At 38.0% G+C, this 906-nt stretch carries 2 protein-coding genes; both read left to right on the top strand.

What is annotated here, in order from left to right; genetic code table 11:
* Window positions 1-388 (top strand): DUF927 domain-containing protein (locus BP621_RS01215; RefSeq protein ID WP_292387479.1); only part of this gene is annotated, 388 nt, incomplete at its 5' end.
* 86 nt (window positions 389-474) lie between these two features.
* Window positions 475-906: hypothetical protein (locus BP621_RS01210; protein WP_292387477.1), on the top strand; the 432-nt coding region annotated here is incomplete at its 3' end.

Genomic DNA, 906 nt, shown 5'->3' with positions numbered 1-906 from the left:
AGCAATAACAAAGGATGGGGTCGGGCCTATCTTAGCTTTGCAGAAATTCCCGGAACTGGATGTTAAAGGGGATGTTAATACATGGGCTGAAGGAGCTAATATATTTCTAGCCTATGATGTAGCACGTTTCCGGTTTTATGACGCTCTGAGTGCCCCACTTAAAAATGTATTAAATTGTGAGTCTCATTGCACAGATCATTACGGTAATACATCAGCAGGAAAAACGTTACTAGCATCAGCCGCATTATCGATGATAGGCAACCCAAATGGGTTAATGATAGGCGCAAAAGGTTCTGGTAAGGGAATCCTTGTTCGTGTAAGGGACTATTCCGACTTTCCGGTACTATCGACGAATCTTCAGATGCTGGAGAACACCTTTCTGATTTAGTTTATACTCTAACCAGTGGTAAAGGTAGAGTAAAAAGTACAACAGGAGGAGAAAGAGATGGAGGTGAACTTTACCGCACTACTGCAATGTTTACTGGTGAAAAACCCATTAGGGATTGTCTTCCTAATGCCGGACAGCAGTACAGGGTAATTGAATTAAATGATTTTATTCCTGAGTTACCTACTAAAGAGATAGATAGGATTAAAAGAATAATATCGAATAATTATGGATATATTATAGAACTTTTTATTCAGGAAGTATTCAACAATGATGTGCAGGAAATATATGATAAGTGCTTTGACTCACTTCCTGAAACAAAATCTAATATTGAGGGAAGGTCAAAGTCAATTTTTGCTTGTATTATGACATCCGGGATATTACTTGAAAATGTCTTTAAGAAGATTGGAATCCCGGAAAGAGACCCTATAGTAATTGTTAACAAATATTTTAAGGAATGCATTCAGGATAACCCTGTAGAATTAGAATGGGTTCGAGCCCTTAGGGTAATTAATGACTGG

This window comes from Methanosarcina sp. UBA5, assembly GCF_002505485.1.
Lineage (GTDB): Archaea > Halobacteriota > Methanosarcinia > Methanosarcinales > Methanosarcinaceae > Methanosarcina.
Note: the sequence above shows the minus strand (reverse complement) of the source record. Positions and strands in the feature narration are given on the sequence as shown.